The sequence below is a fragment of the Adhaeribacter radiodurans genome (assembly GCF_014075995.1).
GTDB lineage: Bacteria > Bacteroidota > Bacteroidia > Cytophagales > Hymenobacteraceae > Adhaeribacter > Adhaeribacter radiodurans.
In genome coordinates this window covers 2,117,294-2,134,279 of the sequence record NZ_CP055153.1, presented here as the reverse complement: position 1 = coordinate 2,134,279, position 16,986 = coordinate 2,117,294, and the positions used below count along the sequence as shown (strand labels likewise).

Sequence of the window (16,986 nt, the reverse complement as noted above, 5' to 3'; positions counted from 1 at the left end):
TTAATGGAACAATGTTTAGGTGATTTGGTAAAATCATCTTATTGTGGAAGCATAAAGGCAAATTATTACGAATTATTATGGTTTTAGCAATGCTTTTATTTTCTGCATGGAAAAGGGTTGCTGGTTTTAGCAATGAATATAAGGACTTTTTAGGGTGTCGATTCTAGAATTTTCGGGCGTAATAACTTATTGTCCACTGAATAGCGACCCGGACCAACTATCACCAAAAGAATCAATAGTCCCGTAATCAGGAGGGAGATCCAAAGTTCGGTATTTTCTACATGTATCCCACCCTGGAGGTTCACGACCAGTACAGCAGCCACTAGGATTGGTAACTAACAGAGAAGCCAAAAGCGCGTTAAACAACCTAGGGCAATCATCAGCCCGCCTACTATATGAACAGTGCTGGTGATCAGGGAGGTATTTTTCAAGGATAATACTTCTTGGTCGGAGCTGAATATATACAACACATCGCTGGAGTATTCTAAAAAGGTAATACCTTTAACAAAAAGAAAGATCCCCAGTAAAATGCGTAAGCCATCCATCCAAATAGGATTGCGGGCGCTATTTAGGTGCTAGGTGTTTTGGTGAAGTTCAGATGTTACGTTCATAGGATGGAGGAATGAAATAAAATGTGAAGGAATTATCCAACTGGCTTTGGAGAAACTGATTTTCCGGTTATACTAAATTGAAAAATTAGGAAGCTGATAGAAAGCAGGAAAAGAAATCCTGAGGCCAGCATAAAGGTAGAGGAAATGGAAAGCATGGTTAAAACCGGGTAAATAATAATGGGCGATAAGAACTGGCCCAAGAACCAAAAGGTGGTTAGCTTGCCGATTTCTTTCCCTCTAATTTCCGGCGGAGCAATTTTCATTACCCACATATTAGTATTGGGAATCATCATTCCCATGCCCAGACCTGATAACATCATGGCTAAAATTACCAATAGATAGGAGTTAGAAACAGAAATACAGATAAATCCGGCAGCCATAAGTAAGTATCCCAAAGAAAATATAGTAAGGGAACTAAAGTGCTCCTTGATTTTAGAATAGGAAAAAGATGAAGCTGCCGAAAAGGCTGTGCTGATGGCAATAGCTGCACCTATCAACGAATTCTTTTCAATCCCAATGGCTTTCAGGTGAAAGGGTATTTGCACCGGTATTAAAAAGAAAAGTACCCACATAATCATAGTATTCAAGCACAATAGCCAGATTTGGCGGGGTGCTTTTAGGTGCTGGTTAAACTGATTATTTTTCCCAACAACTGCCGGCTCGGGCAAATACATCATACTCAATGGAAGTACCAGAAGGGCAAACAAATAAATAAGAAACGGATATTTCCAGCCGAAGTCTGTTAAAATTCCGCCTAGCCCAATAAACAAAATTCCGCCTAAAGACATAAACGCTATTTGTAAGCCAACAAATTTCTGGCGCTCCAGGCCTTCAAAGTAGTCCGCAATCAGGGTAATTACAATGGGCATAGACATACCTACTGCTATACCAAGTGCTGCTCTGGATAAGAGGAGGTGATAAAGATTATTCAGGAAAAAGCCGCCTGCACCGGAAATAGCATATAGCGCCAGTGAAAACCACAAAATACGCAATCTGCCGTAGCGGTCAATCAGATAGCCGGTAATTGGGGAGAAGATGGCAATCATTAAGGCCGGCAGCGTTAATACTAATTTAACCAGGAACGCTGCATTTTTTACAGCTGAGAATGCGAGGGTCATTTGGGGTAAGGCCGGCGAAATGGTAATAACCGACATAATGGTCAGACTACTCACCAAAAGTAAAGTGAACTTCAACTTCAATTGCTTATTTATCACAGTTGTAGCTTGCGTGTTGGTGAACATTATAGGGTGCCCTTAAGATTATTTAGCAATGATAAAAACTAACCTTATTCTAATTATTTGTTCTCTCTTAAAGAAGCAAAAGATGTTATTAACTAATTTGATGACCGTGGTTACTTTTATTTTTTAACACTTTGTGGTGGGGAAGGCATAACAAATGCAGTTGGTTGGGGATTTACTGGTTCCAATTTACGATTGACTAAGGCGGGGTGATCTGCCGGAATAAATGTGCCCCGGAAACCACTAAAAACCATTGGCATTAAAGGATTAGGATCACCGTTTGGCTTCCGGATTTCACCACGGTATGGATTTAAATATTGCCAAACGATTTTACCTTCTTTAGTCACCTCAAAATAACGCCCTTTTGGACCTTCGTCGATAAAGGTATTTCCGTTGTTCATTCGGTGCGCACCCGAAATAAAACTACCCCAAAAGGAAACACTATCTGGAGCTATGTATGTCCATACTGGTTTTTCGGGGCCATAAGGCTTTCCTTTTTCTAAAAGGTAATTGCCATTTTTATCAACAGGCGGAGCTATTTCATAAATTGCAGAATAGTTCAGGCTGTCGCGGTTGTGGATATCATTATTAAATACGGTTAGGTTACCTGTCCCCGGCTTTCCTTTCTCAATCCAGCGAACATCATGCTGGTGAAATAATTTCTGATCCGTAGAATCTCCCCGGTGATAATTTAGTGGATTGCCCCAACGATAAAGGAAATCGCCTCCTTTGCCCCAGCGACCACCGGTGTGGCCAGCGGCTTCTTTCGTGGTAGTACTATGGTCTATAATAAAGATTTCACATAAATTAGGGGAACTAAAAGCAATCTGGTTCAACTCCGGGTTATACTTAACCGCATTAACATGATACACATCAGATTGCATATTCTCAGGGGTATTATTTCTCCTTTCCTTTCCCATGGCTATCAAAACATCCAGGCTATCCTGGGAAATGAGGGGAGGTATGGAATCTCCTGTATTAAAATTTAATAATTCCGGGTGGTCTGCCGGGTTGCCATAGTTAGCTTTCTTAGAATCATAATCCTGAATTAAATGATCCCAGATATGCCACTCCCAAACGATTTTACCACCATGTTTGCCTTGTGGTTCAATCTCTACTATTTTATCGGGCCAAAGGCCAGCTTTGGGAGTTAGTTTTGGTTTTCTGCCCGCAGCCAGAACTTCCTGAAGGGTTTTTGCTTCCCAGGCAATAGCTAATATGTTTCCATTAGGCATTACTGCGAAATCATGGTGGGCGTGAGATTCTTCATTCGCGTATTCAAAGTCCCAGGTTAATTTATTGTCCCAAGAAATTTTTTGTATTCTTCCGTTTTCTCCACCACCAGCAAACACCGGGAAATCTGGATCCGCAGCATTTTGTACCAGCGATCCGTCTTTACCTAAGTAAGCCCCCAACACATTATAATTTCCTTTCCATTCGTGTACTACCTGGCCCTTTCGGTTAATAAGGTAAACGGAGGCAGAATTAGGAACGGCAAACATCACATAACCTTCGGTTAAGCCTTCCGAGTTTAACGTTAACCCGCGCGGGATGCCAAGGCCGAACATATTTCTATCTTTTGCAGCAATTGTTTTTTTATTGGTTACTTCTTTGGTTGCATCTTTCTTTTCGGCCCCGCAGGAAGACACTAGTAAACAGATTAAAAGCAGGAGTAGTAAGTGGATCTTTTTCATAATAACAGGATAGGACTTAAAATCTCGATGTAAGACTTTGGAACAGAAATCCGAGGGGAGCATAATAAATATACTCATTAATAAGCGTAAGTAATAATAAATCGTTATATTTATTATGTTATAATTTATGTATTATAATTTATTTAATACCAATTGAATAAATTCATTAATTATAAAAAAAATAAAAATTTAAAGTATGATTCTCAACCTTAAACTAAATAACTATAGCAATGTCAATCAAGATCATTGGAGCCGGATTGCCACGAACAGGCACAAATACCCTTAAAGAGTCTCTGGAGAGATTAGGTTATAATAAGACTTACCACATGAAAGAGCTACTGGTACATCCCGAAAATCTTCATCATTGGTTAACGCTTAAAGAAACGGGAATGACAAAATGGGAGGAATTATACAATGGTTATGAGGCAACCGTAGACTTCCCGGGCTATCCCTGGTATAAGGAGCACATGAAACAGTATCCTGACGCTAAGGTAATTTTAACCATTAGACCCTTTGAGAAATGGTACACCAGTATCTATAGCACCATTTGGCAAGCCGGACCTCAAAACATATCCCAGAAAATAGCGATGATGTCCAAATTACTTTTTAATCCTCACCTTCGGTCGGTAATTAAGTGTGTTAAATTTGCCAAGGGCACTATTTTCGGCGTTCATCTCCAAGGTCAGTTTGAGGACAAAGTCTTTGCCGAAAAAATATTTGATAAGCACATTGCCGATGTTAAAGCCTATGTTCCGGCCGACAAATTACTGGTGTATGATGTTAGTGAAGGTTGGGCACCGCTTTGTAAATTTTTGGGGGTACCCGAGCCCAATGAATCATTTCCTCATTTAAACAAAAAAGAGAATTTTAAGGCAATGTTAGTGGAACTCATGGAAGGGCATATGGTTTAAGAACTTGGCAAGGTTGCGTATATAGGCATTCCTTAAAACCTTTGTAGGTGTTCTTCGCCCACCAGGAGATTCTGAAGCAATATCTTTTAATTTGTTGGCGATCTAGCCTGTTTCCTAGATAACTTCCCAATCCTTACTCGAATCTATAATACCCGGAGACTTTTCGGGGAAGGAACTCAGGCTTCGGCTACTGTCGTGGCTAATAACCATGTACTTTTAGCTGATTTAGCACTATGTTACATAGACTTTCCCTGAAACAAATCAGCGCCGTAATTATAGTCCTGAAGATTGGCCTTTTATTTTTGCTGATTCTGAAAATAATTTATTACTCCACCAGTCCACCTGATTTTTCATTAAACCAGGAGTTTTTCATTATTATGGGTGCCGGCTTTCTGGCTCAACTCATAGATGGTACCCTGGGAATGGCCTATGGGGTGAGCTGTTCTACGTTGCTATTAACCTTTGGCCTCTCCCCCGCGGTGGCCTCGGCGAGTGTGCATACGGCCGAAGTCTTTACAACTGGAGTTTCAGGTTTATCGCACCTTTTTTTGCAGAATGTAAACAGAACGCTTTTCTTCAAGCTAGTGATTCCGGGGGTTTTGGGTGCGGTTATTGGGGCTTATTTAATTTCAGAAGTGCTGGATGGCAATACCATTAAACCTTACATTTCTGGTTATCTGCTGCTTATGGGTAGTCTGATCCTGGTAAAGAGTTTTCGGAGTCGGTCTGGTGAAGAGCGGGTCCGACGGGTTTCGCTGCTGGGTTTGTCGGGCGGCTTGCTGGATGCCGTGGGAGGTGGGGGTTGGGGTCCTATCGTCACTTCTAACCTAATATTTCAGGGGAAAACGCCGCAGGAAACCATTGGCACCGTGAATACCGCTGAATTTTTTGTCGCTTTTTTCAGTACCATCGTTTTCTTGTTGTTAGTCGGCCTTGATAGCTGGAAAATAGTGCTGGCTTTGATACTAGGCGGCATACTGGCAGCCCCTGTAGGAGCCGTGCTGGCCAAAAAGGCAAGACCAAAAACAATGATGCGCCTGGTGGGTATAGTTATAATGCTGGTATCAGGTTATACCATTTACAAAAGTATTTTTTGAAGCCTTAGTTTGGCTTTCTAAGGAGATTCAAATAAGCCTACCAACTTGTTTAATTTAGAATGTCTTTTAAAACCTTTTTCTTTCCATCCTTAGTAATTTTATCTCCCTTCACTTATCTCAAAATATAAATCATTCTTTGATTTAGGAGATGCTCGTTTGAGAGGGATTTGCCGCAAAAAAGACCTAGCATTTCCAAGCTTTATCCACTCTCTTTTTTAGGTCATTTCGTGAGATAAACTAATTTAAATTTTTGATAATGAGATAGCAGATTTTGCCCATTTAATACTGCAATTTTATAAACTTTCCAGATGCTTTTATAATGCCGTAAAAAGCAAATTTTTCTCCTGCGTTCTAATTTATATTATTTTTAATCTGTATTTTCTTTAACTCAATTATGATTATACTATAAGGAAAGGTAAGTTAAAAAATTATAGTGACTTTAGATTGACAATAAGGCTCAATGAAAATGCTTCCTATGGAGTTAGACCATATATTTTTATTTACCCAGAATCATGTTCTTTTAGCAGAATCACTTAAAGATTTTGGTCTGATTGAAGGTACTCCTAACGAGCATCCTGGACAAGGAACAGCTTGTCGGCGTTTCTTCTTTCAGAATGCTTACTTGGAATTAGCATGGGTAGTTAACGAAGTAGAGATTAAAAGCAGTGCTCTTGCTAAATCTAAATTGTTTGAAAGATCCCAATATCCTCGTACCCCATATTCTCCCCTTGGTCTGTGTTTTCGAACCAATGAACACCAAAGCCTTGCCCCCTCTTTACTTTTCGAGGATAGCTGGCGTTACTACTCCAACTTTCTTCCAAAGCAACAATTTGCGAACATAGCTTCTAATGAAAACTTTCCTGATGAGCCAATGTTATTTGAGATGCCTTTCTTTTCACTCGCACCAGTAGAATATCCAATAGAAAAAAAACAATCCTTAACACATATAAGGGGATTCCAAGAAATCACCGGAGTTTTATTAACACTTCCTACTACTAGCAGTAACTTATCATCGGCAATGAATATAGTGCTGGCTGATAGTATGGTGAAGATTTCAAAAGGGAAAGATTATGGGATTACTTTAGAATTTGACTTTGGTAAAAATAAACAAAAGAAAGACTTTTTTCCTTTAGCTCCTCTCATCTTAAAGTGGTAACAAACACCTATCATGATGCTTCTGCAAGGGGACCAAAAAGTAAATCAACACTTATGGATCTGTTGAAGCTCTGTCTCCTAACTAGAACAACTGAATGAATAGAATAAGGTAATCCTACAATTTATAATTACCAGACTACTTTTTAAAATAAATTTTTAAAAAACTGCGTAGCATTGCTATAAATACGGAATGGATAAAAAGTAAATATCGCTTTCTTTAACTCATTTAATAAGTTGAGCCTTCCGATGTTACTTGGCAACAACTTTACATGAATGTAAGGAGCGAGTTTAATAAATTTTGAAAATTCAGTCTTGGAGCTTTGATTTACTATAGAGTAACGACTGGTAAAAGAATCAGCTAGTCAGCAATAATCCGGAAAAAGGGAAGCTTAATTGGTGTAAAAACTGGCTTCTATTAATGATTTCTAGCTACTGAAAAGTTATTTGCCCTATAAGTTCAATGGTGTAAAATGACTAAAATCGGATCTTAGTAAAATGCTCGTGTCGTGGCATACTCTTTTTCCGGAAACAACAGATAAAACAATAGTTGCTTAAGACATATTGCCTAGTTCTTTAAGATTATTTTAATCGTTTTACTTCCCATACGAAAGCTATTTGATCATTAACGACCTTCGTGACCTGACCATCTGCCCCTTTGACAAAAAGTAACTTCCAGTTGATAGTTCGCACAAACAATTTGGTATCCGAAGTAGCTCCCAATTCCCATTTTGGCTGTTCAGGTAATTTTAGGTAAAGCTTATTATCTTCGCGGTTAATGGTCATGTGCCAATTCTTATCCCCGTAGTCGCCCACCAGCAAATCCGCTTGCACATCGTTGAGTTTTACTTCCACTACTTGCTCCACAAAAGGAGAAATGCTATTAAACCAGAACCGATGCCACGCTGGTGACTCCCAACCCATGACAATGCCCACTTGAAGGAGGACAATAAACAAGGTACCCAACCAGGTAGTTTTGTGAATACGCCTGAGGGTAAGCCAGTCATAGAAGAACAAGGGGATCAAGAGCGCATCCAAATAAAGGAAACGTGGAAATAGAGCCATGTGTATCCCCGGCAAGAAACGAATGCGGTCAATGGCGGCCTGCATGGTAATGAGGGTTGCCAGCAACAACAGGCGCTTGTGGGAAGTGGCATTTTTCCTCATCCACATACCCCAGGAGAAGAAAAGGCCAAACAAGATCAGGCCGTATAATTGGATAAACAAAATATCAAATTGGGAGTCAGCCAGCGGCGGATTATTGCTGATCAGGGCTCGAAAGGTAACAACCCCCATTGTAAGCCAAACTATTATGCCTAGTCCAAGAGATAGCAAACCAAGTTTCCGATGAAATTTTAGATTTCCTCTGGCTGCCAGGATGGCCTGTGTCAGAAATACGGCTAACCAGGTGGTCATAATGGCTCCGTGCACGTGGCCAAACCAATGTACCTTCACTTTCCCACTTAGTAAATCCTGGTAGTCGGGCAGGAAACCGGTTATCACGAGGAGGGGAAACAGGCAAGCCATCCCCACGAAGAAATAGCGGACATAGCCTGATTTTGGAATGTTTGTTTTCACCTCATGGCTAGTATGAAAAGGGTCAGCAACGGCAGGAAGTACTATCTTATTTATCATAATATTTACATGTAGCTGTTTATTTTATATTTTTTTTAGGTTTGGGTCGAACGCCTATCTCAAACATATCTCATCCAATGTGTTTCTCTCCCGCAACAATAGGTTACCTACTAAAATGCTCCAAAGTGGATAGGTTGGAAGGCCCATTATAGAACCAATCCAAAGGATTTGATGGAGAATTAAGTTAGCAGTGTTTATTTTTATAACATACCCCTCCGGGGGTGGACCGCCTTGGAGAATAATAGGATCAACAAAAAGGGCATATCCAAGAAGGAATAGAGCGATAAGGATGAGGCCGAATCCAGAGGCCGTTCCTAGCCACCTAAGAGCCCGGGAGAGCTTGCCCGCCATTAGCCGACAAATTAATATAAGCCACAGCCCAAAGATTCCTTGTGGAACCATGTAGAGTAAGTCGCCCAAACTTTTAATAAATCCGGCTAACATGATGAAAACAATAAACGAAAGCGCTCCCAGGCCCAGGTATAGAGCCAGCCGGCTCTTGTCAATAGATTCTCGTCGGGCAAGTGCGTGAAGAGCATAGACAACTGGGAGCATAAAAAGAGATTGGATAATAATACTTACGTCATGGGGCAGAGTTGCAGTACCTTTTAATACGGCCGATAGCAAAAATCCAAAGGCCGCAATACCAATTAGTCCACTTCCAATGGCTGCCCACCCGGCCAAGCGATACGTAGGTACTGTTAAGGTAGAAGTTTGTAATGCCATGAAAGTTATTATAAATGGTTAGGGAATATGATTTAACTATTTTGTTCTTTGAAAAGAATAGTAAATAAGGTGGAACTATGCCTTGACTAGTCAGTGGAAGAAAAGGATTTCTATTGATAACCAATCACTCAAATGGTAAGGGTTTTTATAGAAATAAGGATGTAAATACTATTCGTAGGTTTAACTGTTTAAAAGAAATCTTTATTGGCCTCGGTTGGGCTTCTTCTTTAAAGTGTATTTCAGTTGTTACCTCTTGAACCGACCCGCCATTATTTTTTCTTTTTCCCTGTTTGCGGCGGAGCCTGGTTACACAAAAAAATGTAAGTAGAAAGAATAGGTATAAACCTAGCGTATAAGCAACCCCATAACTTAATAACCAGCCTATCCATTGGAAGACGTTCCCTTTTAAATCCGCAAAACTTTCCACTTCCGCAGGCACAATAGAAGAGAGGTTTGTAGTAAGGAATAAGGCCTTTACCGGCTGGATAGTAGTGCTAACGATCCGTTGCTGAACAGCAGAATTTGCCCATTTAGCTCGACAGAAGGCAGCTTCAGAAGAATGGAAACTAGGGATGGGAAAGGAGTGGAAGCGGGATTTCATAGCAATAGTTTTTGGAAGTGGACTATTGCTGTAAATATAGGTATACCTGGAAAGGCCTACCTAACAGTTAGCGCCCTGATGCTATCAATCTGGTAACATAAAAAATCAAGTACATCCTCAGAAAAACTACCCCTAGCAACTACGTCACAAAAGCTGTAAATGGGGTAACATAATTTATCTGGTGACCTACAGACCAGGCAACAGAAAGGTTTAGTAAAAATCAACCAGCACTAGTCAAGTCAGGTATTCCCATATTCTAGGGAAGTCAGGATGTTGGAGCTTGGTCGGCCACATATTCGGAAGGGGTTCTGCCGTACTGCTCGGCAAAGCACTTGGAAAAGTAGGAATGGGAGGAAAAACCAACCTGGTACGAAATTTCTGAAACGGTCCCACTATTTTTTACCAGCAACTGCGCGGCATATTGCAGGCGCATAGTTTTTATAAAATCGCTGGGCGATTGACCGGTTAGTGCTTGCAGCTTGCGATACAACTGCATCCGGCTCATGCCAATTTCCTTGCCCAGCCTCTCCACGCTGAAATCAACTTCCCCGATGTGCTGTTCCAGGAGAACCATTGCTCGGGTCAGGAATCGTTCGTCGGCCGAGGTAATAGCAATATCCTTGGGTTGTACCCGCACTTGCCGGCTATAGCGTTCCCGGAGCTTGCGCCTACCTTCAATCAGGTTATGGAGGCGAACCATCAGTTCGCGTAACTGAAAAGGTTTAGTCAGGTAATCATCTGCGCCAGTTTCTAATCCTTCTACTTTGCTGTCTCCTGAAGCTTTAGCCGTTAGCAGAACAATAGGGATATGACTGGTCTTCTCATCCGTTTTTAGCTTATGGCAAAGCGCAATACCGTCCATTTGGGGCATCATAATGTCGCTAATAATCAAATCGGGAATGTGTTCCAAGGCTTGGTGAAGCCCCTCTACCCCGTTGATTGCTTCGATGACCTCAAAAAAAGAAAACTCTGTCAGTGATTGGCTAATGAACTGACGCAAATCGGCATTGTCCTCCACCACTAACACCAATGGAACCTGGTGATTAGATTCTAAAGGAGCTACTTCCTTGGTTATCACCCGTTCAGCTCGCTGGATAGGTATCGCGTTAAAGGCCGGATAACTCTCCTCCTGAGCTGGTTCGGTTCCATCCTGCTTCCATAGAGGCACCAGTTCCAGAGGAAGAGTAACGACAAACTGACTTCCTTTTCCGGGCTCACTGTTTACAACAATAGTACCCTCATGCAATTCTACTAGCTCGCGCGTCAGAGAAAGGCCAATACCCGTGCCTTCCTGCTCACGGGTGAGGGAATTGTCTACTTGGTGAAAGCGGTCAAATATCAACTCCAGCTGCTGGGGTGAAATCCCAATGCCCGTGTCCTGAACCGTAAACTCGGCTTGGAGGAAAACTTTTTCTGACGGTAGGATTAAGGGAGTCAGGCTGAATTTTAAAGTTAAGATAGCAGTAACCTCGCCATGGGCAAGCGTAAACTTGAAGGCATTAGAGAGCAGGTTATTGAGGATTTTTTCCAATTTATCGGCGTCGAAGCTTACCCAGCGGCTTTCAGCGGGAGCCAGTACTGTGAAATGTATCTTTCGATCCTCGGCCAGGGATGCGAACGCATCCGTAATTCGGTGGAAGAAAGGCACGAGATCACCTTGCTGAGTTTCCAGCTTCATTTTGCCCGCTTCCAGCTTAGAGAGGTCCAACAGCTGGTTGACCAGGTGCAGCAGCCGCTGGCCATTCCGTTGCATCAACCGGAAATCGGCCTGATCTGGATGATTAGCCTCTAGCGTCCGCAGCTTCTTTTCCAGGGGACTAAGGATCAAGGTTAATGGCGTGCGGAGTTCGTGGGAGATGTTAGCGAAGAAACGCGACTTGAGCCGCTCGATCTCCAACAACTGCTCGGCTTTGAGTTGGGTCAACTTACGTTTATTTTTGGCGCGTTCCCTGCCCAGCAAGGTTTGCCAACCGCCATAGAATATGCCAGCAAAAGCTAGCACGTACAGGGCATAGGCCCAGGTGGTTCGCCACCAAGGAGGAGCTATAAGTATCATTACTTCTTTTTCAACCCATATGCCATCACTATTAGCTGCTCTGATCCGAAACCGATGTTCTCCGGGTGGCACGTTATAATAGTTGGCGGTGCGTTCACTGCTTACTGGTCGCCAGCCCAAATCGTAGTTTTCCAGCCGATAGGTATACAGGTGCTGGTCAGGATGGCGGTAGTCGATGGCCACAAAATCAAGGGAAAAAATGCTTTGGTCGTGGGCAAGATGAATCGTGGCGGCCTTGGCTAAGCTCTCGCGCAAAGGGCCGTTGGGCTGGGAAGTTACCAGATGATTGCGTACCCGCAGAGCAGAGAGCACCAGCATTGGCGGTATCGGCCGGCTCTTTAGGAGGGCTTCTGGCCGAAAGTGGAAATATTTGTCCATACTTCCAAAAAACAGGGTGCCGTCCCGGCTTTTGTAACGGGAACCGAAGAAAATATCTTCCCCGGGCGGAATGCCATAATTGGCACCAAACCAACGGAGAGAGTCACGTGGAGTATCAATGGCTACAATACCATTTGGGGTAGCGGCCCACAAGTTGCCGCCATTGTCTTCCAATAGAGCTCTTACAAAAGGGAAGGTTTTGCCTGAGCCAGGGTCCAGAAAAGGCAGGAATCGCTTGCCCAGTTGGTCATACCGGTATAACCCGCTGGAGGCCGACACCCAGAGCGTACCGGAGGCATCCTCTAGCAATTGCGTAATCACTTCCCAACGAGGGATATTGGTAAGGGTAAACTTTCCGGTGGCTCGATCTAGTAAGTTGAGCCCCCCACCATTGGTAGCCACCCAGAAGGCCCCGGTATGGTCCTCCAGGACTTGCAGACAGGAACTGGCACTAATGGAGGTGGAATCATTGGGATCGTGGCGGTAGTGGGTAAACTGGCCCGATAGGTCATCGATCCGGTCCAGCCCACCTTTAGTCGGTACCCAGCGGGTTCCACTACGATCCTGGTAGACGCCTATCACCTCACCCGGACTGAGACTGGCGGTTTGGAGCGAATCGTGCTGATAGTGAATAAACCGCTGGTCAGCTGGCTGGTAGCAGTACAGCCCGTTTCTCCAGGTGCTGATCCACCAATTTCCCTGCTGATCTGGATCAAGTCGTGTGACATGGTCGGTCAGTAGACTGGTTTGCTCCGAGATCTGTCTAAGCCAAGCCCGGCTAGAGGTTGACACAGGTTCGCGGGCAATCAAGCCACTAATGGTCCCCATCCAAAGTGTGCCCGCCGAATCCTCCCGGAAAATATGTACGCCCGAAGATGTATTTACCCGGGTGATGAGTTTGGGCCGCGTTACCACCTTAATCAGATGTCCAAGGAGGGTGCCCATCCAGAGAACGCCCTCCCGGGTACGGTAGGCCGATAGAAGATTGTAATCAGGTAATCCGTCGGCGGGGGTTTCAAAATGCGTTACCCGACCCGAGGTCGGTTCGAAGCGATTGGCTCCACCATCATAGGTGCCGATCCAGATGGCTCCAGTAGGATCCTCCACAATAAAACGAATGCCAAAGCCATTAAAACTTGTTTCCCTTATCTCTTTCAATTTGGAGTAGGGACGACTCAGTTTCTCAGGATGATTTTCTTGGTAGGGGAAACGCGTAAATTGACCTTTCTTCCGGTCCATCGTGTGCAAGCCATTCCCAGCCGTACCCACCCAAAACGTACCCCGGCTATCTTCAAAAAGGGCCAATATCCGGTTATCAACTAGACTGTGGACATTGGTTGGCTGGTGGAGATAACGAGTGAAGCGGCCCGTTTGCGGGTCTAATTTATTCAATCCACCTCCCAGGGGTTGGTTAGCCTCTGGATCACCGGTCCCAATCCAAAGCGTACCCTCTTGGTCTTCATAGATGACATTTACCTGAGGGTGACTCAGGCTGGTGGAATCCTGGGCTCTGGAGGCATAGTGAACAAAGCGTCCTGTCTTTGCATCGCGGCGATAGAGTCCACTTTTAGCGCCTACCCAAAGATTACCCTTCCGATCTTCGAGTATGCAAGCGATATGGTTCTCCCCATAATTATAGTCTTTACGGTTGACCAGCTGGTGGTGAGTGACCTTTCCTGTTTCCGGATCTAGGCAATCCAGCCCCATCCCCCAGGTACCCACCCAGACTAGCCCGTCACGGGTGGGACAGACTGTTTTAACGTTGTCGTTGATTAGCGAATGGGTATTTTTCGGATCGTGCTGGTAAGTGGACCAGTTATACCCATTGTAGCGCATCAAGCCCATAGTGGTAGCCACCCACAAATATCCCTGCGGATCTTGGCGAATATCGAACATATCGTGCGGATCCGAACCTGGCGGCAAGGTGACGTTCTCGAATGTAATATCTTGTGCCCATAGGGGAAGCATAGTAGCGAGATAACACATGAATGCTAATAGAAATCGGGAAAACTGGCAGCCCTTTGTCTCAAATTTAATACGGACATGAATAGAAGGGGGCTGGAAAGAGGGGAGGTAGTGAAAAGTGCAGCCCATAAGGAGGTTGGCTATAGTAATATTAAGTTAAATATCTGCTCATTTCAAGATAATCTCCTATCCCTGATTTGTATTAGTAATCGTGTTATTGGACGAGAAGGTGATTACTTGTCATCCAAATAAAATTTTTCAGACGATATTTAACTAATATATAAATACTTATAGAGTAATAGCTTACAATAGTTAAGTTTATTTCCAGCTATTATTATTTCCTGGTCGAGCCCCTAAACTTTCGCATGCACTTTTTAGCCTTATTTATAACAACTAACGAAAGTTAAAATTACCTTGAGTAAAATTTATAAATCAGATAATATTCTTGAAGCCTCTGAACATCTATTGTATAATTTATTTTGAGGTAGTTATAGTATCCTGAAACTAGTCCAATAAGTAAGAATATGTAAAATAAATGTCTTGTCCTGAAAAAAGTTGACCATAAAAATAGTAACTTATGGAACAACTTTCTCAGCTACGTATGCAAAATCAGAAATTAACCATGCGTCAAATGGTAGAGGAAATCCACCGCGGCCTGTTTAATATCGAGCAGGCGGCCATCAAGTTTGAGGTGAACCGTAAAACCGTGAAGCATTGGTTGGATAAGGTAGAGCAAGAAGCCTTAGCCCAAAAAGAATCCTCGGAATTCCCTCTTAAGCGACCATCCCGCAAGAAGAAGACACCTCCTGTCTCCTTGGAACAGGCCAGCGCTCAGCTGCTGGAACTGCAAACCATAGTGCATTCCTTAGAAAGGGAGTTAGATGCCGCCAACTTTAAAGCCCTTTACTATTCCACGCTGGTTAAAGTAGCCGAACAGGAGTTGGGTATTGCTATCGAAAAAAAGTCCGTTACCAAGCGGTCCGATTCATGCAGCTGAACTATCCTCCTGTCCATATCCGGCAACTGGAACGATTGCTTGGCTTCACTCGACAAAGCTACTATCAATATTGGCACCGACAGACGCTCGGAGTTAATCCAGAAGAGCAGCTAATAGAAATGGTAAAAGAGATTCGTAAGGAGCATCCTCGGATGGGTGGCCGAAAACTGTATCAGTTGCTTCAATCCGATATAAACAAAAGGGGAATAAAGATCGGGAGAGATGCTTTTTTCGACTTGCTCTCCGAGCACAGGTTGCTGGTTCGAAGAAAAAGGCGCCATGTAGTGACTACTTTTTCCCGGCATCAATTTAGAAAGTACCCGAACTTGGTAAAGGAGATAGAGATTACTCGAGCCAACCAGGTGTGGGTTAGTGATATCACTTACTGGTTTACTGGCTATGGTTGTCTTTACATCAGTCTGGTAACAGATAGTTATTCCAGAAGGATCATGGGCTACGGGAGTAGCCGAAACCCTAGAAGCCGTTCATTGTAAGCAGGCTTTAGTGATGGCCTTGCCGCACCTGAACAGAAGAGAGGGAATGCAGCTGATTCATCATTCCGACCGAGGACTTCAGTATTGCAGCAGAGAGTACATCCAGGTACTGGAGTCTTACGACATTCAAATTAGCATGACTCAGAACGGGGATCCGCTGGAGAACCCGATAGCCGAAAGGATCAATGGGATTCTCAAGCAGGAATACCTTGGCCACCAAAAGTCTATTCTTTCATTCAAGCGCAGCGGGTGCTGGAGCAAGCGGTATTTCTCTACAACTACAAGCGACCCCATCTCCAGTTGTGACATGTTGGCTCCCGATCAGGCTCATCACCAACCGATGCAACTGAAAAGAAGATGGAGAAATTACTACAACAAAAAGTATTTAGCGACACTAACCAGCAACGTCAAACAAGAGGAACCAATAATGGTCAACTTAAGTAAGGATTAACAACAAACGGTCAATGTTTTTCAGGACGAGTCAAAACCGAGTTCATCTCTTTATTCCGTCGTTTCTCGAGACAGTTTCAGTTCAACCTTTTTTAGGACTTAAACCTATATTTGATACTTGCTGAGCTTATTGGGATAAGTGGCTCTTTAATATAATCTAGAACCGGATATTGCACCACTTGAACTATACTCAAATAGCACTGAAAAGAACTTACTTTATCTGAAGTTAAATAAATGCTAAAGTTCGTCTAATAAGGCTATATCCTCACTTATTGGATACAGAATTAGACTATTAATTTCTCGAATTCAGAAAAGGAATGATGACTGGCATATAACTCCGGCAAGAAAAATTCAAAATTTCCAACTTCCTCTATATTATGTTTTAGCCAACTAATACCCATTTGTTTCGTGAAAATTTTGGTGTGCAATAAAGGGTTAATGAAATATTTACCTATAAAACTATCCGCTCCTACTTGCATCCGCGAAATATATCGAGTACCATTAGAAACCGGAATAAATTGGTGTTCCAGGCTAAAAACTTCTATTTCCCCAATTTTGCGAATAAGTTTAATTCCAGTGATATCTAACTTCACCACTTCTTCCGCGCTATCTACTAACTGGTTTAGGTCGCCACCAAATGCTTCTACAATTCTAAATTGTGCGCCTACCCCTACACTGCCGTCAGGGCTGGTTCTAGCTAACTCCCATTGAATATGATCAATGGGGTGCCATACCAAATACTTAGAGTATGTTTTGCCTTGGTAATCCATTATACCTTTGATGTTTTTAAACCACCATTCCAGCATAACCGGGGTAACATTTCGGATAGTATCGTGCTGAATGCAAAGTTCAAAGCTGCCAAAAGGTAAAATATTAAATTTGGTGTGAGCACTATCCAGTGTTTTCATATTCCAACCAAATTCCCGCGGATTAGGTAGTTGCCATTTCATTAGTAGAAAAAGTTAAGTTCCTATGATGGTT

The 16,986-nt window shown here is 43.0% G+C and carries 13 protein-coding genes; 5 read left to right on the top strand and 8 right to left on the bottom strand.

Annotated features, from left to right (window positions below; genetic code table 11):
* Positions 1 to 335 precede the first annotated feature (335 nt).
* The 3 genes from HUW48_RS27010 to HUW48_RS08890 all read right to left on the bottom strand — a co-directional run bounded on the left by HUW48_RS27010 (position 336) and on the right by HUW48_RS08890 (position 3,543).
* The gene (locus tag HUW48_RS27010) at positions 336 to 545 is read right to left on the bottom strand and encodes a DoxX family membrane protein (RefSeq protein ID WP_246343796.1); all 210 of its coding nucleotides are present in this window, start codon (positions 543 to 545) and stop codon (positions 336 to 338) included.
* Positions 546 to 643: 98 nt separating this feature from the next.
* The gene (locus HUW48_RS08895; RefSeq protein WP_220464001.1) at positions 644 to 1,852 is read right to left on the bottom strand and encodes an MFS transporter; all 1,209 of its coding nucleotides are present in this window, start codon (positions 1,850 to 1,852) and stop codon (positions 644 to 646) included.
* A gap of 116 nt (positions 1,853 to 1,968) precedes the next feature.
* Positions 1,969 to 3,543 (bottom strand): aryl-sulfate sulfotransferase, encoded by a 1,575-nt coding sequence (locus HUW48_RS08890; RefSeq protein ID WP_182415339.1) that lies wholly within the window; start codon positions 3,541 to 3,543, stop codon positions 1,969 to 1,971.
* Between the two features lie 230 nt (positions 3,544 to 3,773).
* Here HUW48_RS08890 and HUW48_RS08885 point away from each other — a divergent pair, with 230 nt between their 5' ends.
* The 3 genes from HUW48_RS08885 (at position 3,774) to HUW48_RS08875 (ending at position 6,707) form a co-directional block, all read left to right on the top strand.
* Positions 3,774 to 4,454 carry a sulfotransferase family protein gene (locus HUW48_RS08885; protein ID WP_182415338.1) on the top strand — a complete coding sequence of 227 codons (681 nt, stop codon included), beginning with the start codon at positions 3,774 to 3,776 and terminating at the stop codon, positions 4,452 to 4,454.
* 233 nt (positions 4,455 to 4,687) lie between these two features.
* A complete protein-coding gene (locus tag HUW48_RS08880; protein WP_220464000.1) occupies positions 4,688 to 5,551 on the top strand; it encodes a sulfite exporter TauE/SafE family protein in 864 nt (287 codons plus the stop codon).
* 460 nt (positions 5,552 to 6,011) lie between these two features.
* The gene (locus HUW48_RS08875; RefSeq protein ID WP_182415337.1) at positions 6,012 to 6,707 is read left to right on the top strand and encodes a VOC family protein; all 696 of its coding nucleotides are present in this window, start codon (positions 6,012 to 6,014) and stop codon (positions 6,705 to 6,707) included.
* A 578-nt stretch (positions 6,708 to 7,285) separates the two neighbouring features.
* Here the strand turns inward: HUW48_RS08875 and HUW48_RS08870 are convergent.
* From HUW48_RS08870 to HUW48_RS08855, 4 genes are all read right to left on the bottom strand, one after another.
* Positions 7,286 to 8,206, bottom strand: a complete 921-nt coding sequence (locus HUW48_RS08870) for a hypothetical protein (RefSeq protein ID WP_182415336.1) — start codon at positions 8,204 to 8,206, stop codon at positions 7,286 to 7,288.
* Between the two features lie 186 nt (positions 8,207 to 8,392).
* Complete coding sequence (locus HUW48_RS08865) at positions 8,393 to 9,064, bottom strand: hypothetical protein (RefSeq protein ID WP_182415335.1); 672 nt, start codon at positions 9,062 to 9,064, stop codon at positions 8,393 to 8,395.
* Positions 9,065 to 9,209: 145 nt separating this feature from the next.
* Positions 9,210 to 9,665 (bottom strand): hypothetical protein, encoded by a 456-nt coding sequence (locus HUW48_RS08860; protein ID WP_182415334.1) that lies wholly within the window; start codon positions 9,663 to 9,665, stop codon positions 9,210 to 9,212.
* Between the two features lie 265 nt (positions 9,666 to 9,930).
* Complete coding sequence (locus HUW48_RS08855) at positions 9,931 to 14,067, bottom strand: hybrid sensor histidine kinase/response regulator transcription factor (RefSeq protein ID WP_182415333.1); 4,137 nt, start codon at positions 14,065 to 14,067, stop codon at positions 9,931 to 9,933.
* Positions 14,068 to 14,641: 574 nt separating this feature from the next.
* Between HUW48_RS08855 and HUW48_RS08850 the strand changes: the two genes are divergently transcribed.
* Both HUW48_RS08850 and HUW48_RS08845 read left to right on the top strand, forming a co-directional pair.
* Positions 14,642 to 15,061 (top strand): helix-turn-helix domain-containing protein, encoded by a 420-nt coding sequence (locus HUW48_RS08850; protein ID WP_246343795.1) that lies wholly within the window; start codon positions 14,642 to 14,644, stop codon positions 15,059 to 15,061.
* 429 nt (positions 15,062 to 15,490) lie between these two features.
* A complete protein-coding gene (locus HUW48_RS08845; RefSeq protein ID WP_394368472.1) occupies positions 15,491 to 16,006 on the top strand; it encodes a DDE-type integrase/transposase/recombinase in 516 nt (171 codons plus the stop codon).
* Between the two features lie 283 nt (positions 16,007 to 16,289).
* Here HUW48_RS08845 and HUW48_RS08840 read toward each other — a convergent pair whose 3' ends face one another.
* A complete protein-coding gene (locus tag HUW48_RS08840; protein ID WP_182415331.1) occupies positions 16,290 to 16,955 on the bottom strand; it encodes a hypothetical protein in 666 nt (221 codons plus the stop codon).
* Between the last annotated feature and the right edge of the window lie 31 nt (positions 16,956 to 16,986).

What these genes read in the sequence shown, in the direction of transcription:
- HUW48_RS08875 (WP_182415337.1), top strand. Translation starts at nt 6,012, where the DNA reads ATGAAAATGCTTCCTATGGAGTTAGACCATATATTTTTATTTACCCAG.
- HUW48_RS08860 (WP_182415334.1), bottom strand. Translation starts at nt 9,665, where the DNA reads ATGAAATCCCGCTTCCACTCCTTTCCCATCCCTAGTTTCCATTCTTCT.
- HUW48_RS27010 (WP_246343796.1), bottom strand. Translation starts at nt 545, where the DNA reads ATGGATGGCTTACGCATTTTACTGGGGATCTTTCTTTTTGTTAAAGGT.
- HUW48_RS08880 (WP_220464000.1), top strand. Translation starts at nt 4,688, where the DNA reads ATGTTACATAGACTTTCCCTGAAACAAATCAGCGCCGTAATTATAGTC.
- HUW48_RS08855 (WP_182415333.1), bottom strand. Translation starts at nt 14,067, where the DNA reads ATGCTTCCCCTATGGGCACAAGATATTACATTCGAGAACGTCACCTTG.
- HUW48_RS08850 (WP_246343795.1), top strand. Translation starts at nt 14,642, where the DNA reads ATGGAACAACTTTCTCAGCTACGTATGCAAAATCAGAAATTAACCATG.
- HUW48_RS08885 (WP_182415338.1), top strand. Translation starts at nt 3,774, where the DNA reads ATGTCAATCAAGATCATTGGAGCCGGATTGCCACGAACAGGCACAAAT.
- HUW48_RS08865 (WP_182415335.1), bottom strand. Translation starts at nt 9,064, where the DNA reads ATGGCATTACAAACTTCTACCTTAACAGTACCTACGTATCGCTTGGCC.
- HUW48_RS08890 (WP_182415339.1), bottom strand. Translation starts at nt 3,543, where the DNA reads ATGAAAAAGATCCACTTACTACTCCTGCTTTTAATCTGTTTACTAGTG.
- HUW48_RS08840 (WP_182415331.1), bottom strand. Translation starts at nt 16,955, where the DNA reads ATGAAATGGCAACTACCTAATCCGCGGGAATTTGGTTGGAATATGAAA.
- HUW48_RS08895 (WP_220464001.1), bottom strand. Translation starts at nt 1,852, where the DNA reads ATGTTCACCAACACGCAAGCTACAACTGTGATAAATAAGCAATTGAAG.